The sequence below is a fragment of the Mycobacterium sp. 852002-40037_SCH5390672 genome, assembly GCF_001665875.1.
Classification (GTDB): Bacteria; Actinomycetota; Actinomycetes; order Mycobacteriales; family Mycobacteriaceae; genus Mycobacterium.
Map to the genome: position 1 here is coordinate 1 of NZ_LZTA01000032.1, position 4,957 is coordinate 4,957.

Consider the following 4,957-nt stretch of genomic DNA (forward strand, 5'->3'; position numbering starts at 1 on the left):
GACCGAAAAGATCGTCGCCGAGGTGTTCGCCCAGGTGTTGGGCGTGGATCGGGTCGGGCTCGATGACGACTTCTTCGTCCTGGGTGGGGATTCGATGACCGCCACGCGGGTGAGCGCGCGACTGCAGCTGGCGCTGGGCAGAGAAGTTCCGGTGCGCTATCTGTTCGACGCGTCCACCGTCGCGAACCTCGCCGACTATCTGCACCGTCATCGTGGCGGCCCGGCCCGCGCGCCGTTGCAGGTGATGCAGCGCCCGGAGCGGGTTCCGCTGTCGTTTGCCCAGAGCCGGTTGTGGTTCCTTGACCGGTTCGAGGGCGGGGGTGCGACCTACAACATGCCGATCGCCTTTCGGATCAACGGGGCGCTGGACGTCGAGGCGCTCGGCGCTGCCCTCGATGACGTCATCGCCCGTCACGAATCGCTGCGCACCGTATTTCCCGACGCTGACGGTGAGCCGTTCCAGCAGGTGCTGCCGGCCCGGGCGGGGATGTGGCGGCGCGGGGGCGCGACGGTCGTCTCCCTACCGGAGCAGGAAGCGCTCCAAGAGTTGTTGACGCTAGTGGCCTATCGCTTTGACCTGTCAGCGGAAATTCCCATTCGTGCGCAGATCTATTCGGTGGGGCCCGAGCAATATCTGGTGGGAATCGTGGTGCACCACATCACTTATGACGGGTGGTCACTACCTCCACTGGCCCGTGATGTGGCCGAGGCCTACCGGGCGCGGCAGCAGGGCTTGGCCCCGGAATGGGCGCCATTGGCGGTGCAGTATGTCGATTACACGCTATGGCAGCGCACGCATCTGGGCGATCTTGACGACAGCGACAGCCCCATCGCCGCGCAGCTGGAGTATTGGAAGCAGACCCTGGCCGGAATGCCCGAGTGCCTGGCGCTGCCCACTGACCGGCCCTATCCGCCGGTGGCCGATTACCGCGGCGCGAGTGTGACGGTGGACTGGCCGGCCGAGCTGCAGCAGCAGGTGCGCGGGGTGGCCGGCGAGCACAACGCGACCACCTTCATGGTCGTCCAGGCCGCCCTGGCCGTGTTGTTGGCCAAGCTCGGCGCCACCAGGGACGTGGCGGTGGGGTTCCTGATCGCCGGGCGGCGCGACCCGGCGCTGGATGAGCTGGTGGGTTATTTCATCAACACCTTGGTGCTGCGCGTTGATCTGGCCGGTGACCCCACCTTCGTCGAGCTGCTGACCCAGGTGCGCCAACGCGGCCTTGCTGCCTACGAGCACCAAGACGTGCCCTTCGAGGTGATTGTCGAGCGGCTCAACCCCACCCGAAGCGCGACCCATCACCCTCTGTTTCAGGTGGTGTTGTCGTGGCAGAACTTCGCCGGGCAGGATGACCCGGCCGCCGCCTTGGCCTTGGGTGATGTGCAGGTCTCGCCGCTGCCAGGCTCACGCCGAGTCGTCGACGACACCAGGATGGATTTGGTCTTTTCCCTGGGCGAACGGTGGACCGAAGCCGGCGAGCCCGCCGGGATCGGCGGAACGGTCGATTTCCGCACCGATGTGTTCGATGCAACCAGCATCGAGACGCTGATCGAGCGGCTGAGGCGGGTTTTGACGGCGATGACCGTCGATCCCATACGGCGGCTCTCGTCGGTGGAGGTACTGGATGCCGGTGAGCACGCCGGCTTGGATGGGTGGGGCAACCGGGCGGTATTGACCGAGCCGGTGAGCACGTCGGTGTCGATTCCGGTGGTATTCGCCGAGCAGGTGGCGCGCGTCCCCCAGGCTGTGGCGCTGACCTGCGGGGAGCGCTCGTGGACCTACCGCGAGGTTGAGGAGGCCGCTAACCGGTTGGCGCACATGTTGGTAAGTCAGGGTGTGGGTCAGGGTCAGCGTGTGGCAGTGCTGCTGCCTCGGTCACCCGAGGCGATCGTGGCGATCCTGGCGGTGTTGAAGACCGGCGCGGCTTATCTGCCGATCGACCCGATGCATCCCGGCACCCGGGTCCGGTTCATGGTGGCCGATGCCACTCCGATCGCCGCGATCACGACCACGGGGCTGGCCGACCGGCTGGACGGGTGCGATCTGTCGGTCATCGATGTCGAAGACCCCCGCGTCGCCGGTTACCCGAGCATCGGCTTGCCGGCGCCGTCTCCCGACGACATCGCCTACTTCATCTACACCTCCGGCACTACCGGTGCGCCTAAGGGCGTGCCGATCGCCCACCGCAACGTGACGCGGCTGCTGGAGTCGCTGGACGCCGAAATGGCGCCGGGACAGGTGTGGACGCAGTGTCATTCGTTGGCCTTCGATTACTCGGTGTGGGAAATCTGGGGTGCGCTGCTGCGCGGGGGGCGTCTGGTGGTGGTGCCCGAGTCGGTGACCCGATCACCAAAAGACCTGCACGCCTTGCTCGTTGCTGAACAAGTCAACGTATTAAGCCAAACCCCCTCGGCGTTCTACGCGCTGCAAACCGCCGACGCGGTATCACCTGAGCTGGGAAGGCAGCTCAAACTTGAGACGGTGGTATTCGGCGGCGAAGCGCTTGAACCACAACGTCTTCGGACTTGGCTGCACGACCATCCGGGATTGCCGCGCCTGATCAACATGTATGGCATCACCGAGACCACGGTCCACGCCTCGTTCCGCGAGATCGTCGCGGCCGACGCCGACACCGTTGCCAGTCCCATCGGGATGCCGCTGGCGCACTTGGCCTTTTTCGTGCTGGATGGATGGCTGCGGGCGGTGCCGGTGGGCGTGGTCGGTGAGTTGTACGTGGCCGGTTCCGGTGTGGGGCTTGGGTATTGGCGGCGGCCCGGGTTGACCGCGTCGCGGTTTGTGGCGTGTCCGTTCGGGGGCGTCGGGGCGCGGATGTATCGGACCGGGGACTTGGTGTGTCGGGCCGCTGATGGGCAGCTGCGGTATGTGGGGCGTGCCGATGAGCAGGTCAAGATCCGTGGGTATCGCATCGAGCTCGGTGAGATTGAGGCGGCCCTGGTGGCCCATCCAGGGGTGGCGCAGGCGGCGGTGATCGCCCACACGGCCACATCCAACGCGAGCCCGGTCGGGCAGGTTAGCGACAAGCAGTTGGTGGGCTATGTCGTGCTGCATCAGGAGACGGAGCCGGCGCAGGAAGTAGAGCCGTCCGCGAGCGAACGTGTCGCAGAGCTACGCCGCTTTGTTGCCGGCCGGTTGCCCGAATTCATGGTGCCGGCGGCAATCATGGTGGTGGAGTCGTTGCCGTTGACGGTCAACGGCAAACTCGATCGGCGGGCGCTGCCGGCCCCGGCGTTCATCAGTGCGACGGGATATAGGGCGCCGCGCGATCAACGGGAACGGGTGTTGGCCACGCTGTTCGGCGAGGTGCTCGCGGTGGCGCGGGTCGGCATCGATGAGTCGTTCTTCGACCTGGGTGGGCATTCACTATCGGCGACACGGCTGATAGCGCGGATCCGGACCGAACTGGGTCGCGAGGTCCCGATCCAGGCGTTGTTCGACGCGTCCACCGTGGCCGGATTGGCCGAATGGATGAACGCGCATGCGGGGGAACGGGCGAGGCCGGCATTGACGGCACAACAGCGGCTCGCGATGCTGCCGTTGTCCTACGCGCAGAGCCGGTTGTGGTTCATTGACCGGTTCCAGGGCGGCGGCGCGACCTACAACATTCCGATCGCCTTCCGGATCGCCGGGGCGCTGGATGTCGAGGCCCTGGGCGCGGCTTTCGATGACGTCATCGCCCGCCACGAATCGCTGCGCACCATTTATCCCGACGTCGACGGTGTGGCGTTCCAGCAGGTGTTGGCGGCCCAACCGGGGATGTGGCGGCGGGGGGACGCAACGGTCGTCTCGGTGCCCGAGGAGGACTTGATCGGCGACTTGGCGGCGCTGGTGGGGTACCGGTTCGATTTATCGGCGGAAGTCCCGATTCGTGCGCAGATCTATGCGGTGGGGCCCGAGCAGTATGTGGTGGGGATTGTGGTGCACCACATAGCTTTTGACGGGTGGTCCATGGCTCCGATGGTCCGCGATGTGGCCGAGGCCTATCAAGCACGGCGGGACGGCTCCGCCCCGGGGTGGGCACCGTTACCGGTGCAGTATGTCGATTACACGCTGTGGCAACGGGATTGGTTGGGTGCCGAGTCCGATCCCGACAGCGTGATTGCTGAGCAGTTGCGGTATTGGCGCCAGGAGTTGGCCGATGTGCCCGAGGCAGTGTCGCTTCCGGCGGATCGGGCCCGCCCGCCGGTGCCCAGTTATCGCGGTGACACGGTGGATTTGCGCATCGACCCGCAGCTGTGGGCCGGGGTCAAGGCGGTGGCTGCGGCGCATAACGCGACGGGCTCGATGGTGTTGCAGGCGGTATTGGCGGTGTTGTTGCACCGCGTCGGAGCCGGTGAGGACGTGGTGATCGGCGCGACGATCGCCGGGCGGCTGGATGAGGCGCTCAATGATCTGGTCGGGTTCTTCGTCAACTCGTGGGCATTGCGGGTGGGGGTCAAGTCTGCGCATCGGTTCAGCGAGGTACTTGCGCAGGTGCAGAAGAAGGCGCTGGCTGCTTACAGCAACCAGGAGGTTCCGTTCGAACTGCTGGTCGAGCAGCTCAACCCGGTGCGCTCCACGGCGCATCATCCGCTGTTTCAGGTGGCGCTGGTCTTCCAGAACAATGCGCGCCCCGACATGGTGACGATCGACGGGGTCAGCGTCGAGCCGCTCGCGGCGGACATCCGCACTGCCAAGTTCGAATTGGATTTCAACATCGGTGAGGTGCCGACCGAGGACCCGGCGGCGCCGATGGCCGCGGGAATGGTGACGTATGCGACCGATTTGTTCGACCGGGTCACCGTCGAGCGGTTGGTCACCTGGTTCGGGCGGGTGATCGAGGCGGTGGTCGCCGATGCCTCGGTGGCGGTGGGGGACGTGGCGCTGCTGGATCGCGGTGAGCGTGATCTGGTGCTGTCGGGGTGGTCTGGTGTTGGTGTGCGGGCGCCGGTGGGGTTGGCT

1 protein-coding gene is annotated in these 4,957 nt (G+C 66.1%); it reads left to right on the forward strand.

The window, feature by feature from the left end:
- On the forward strand, nt 1-4,957 hold a 4,957-nt coding region (locus A5782_RS05230), incomplete at both ends, for a non-ribosomal peptide synthetase (protein WP_156623811.1).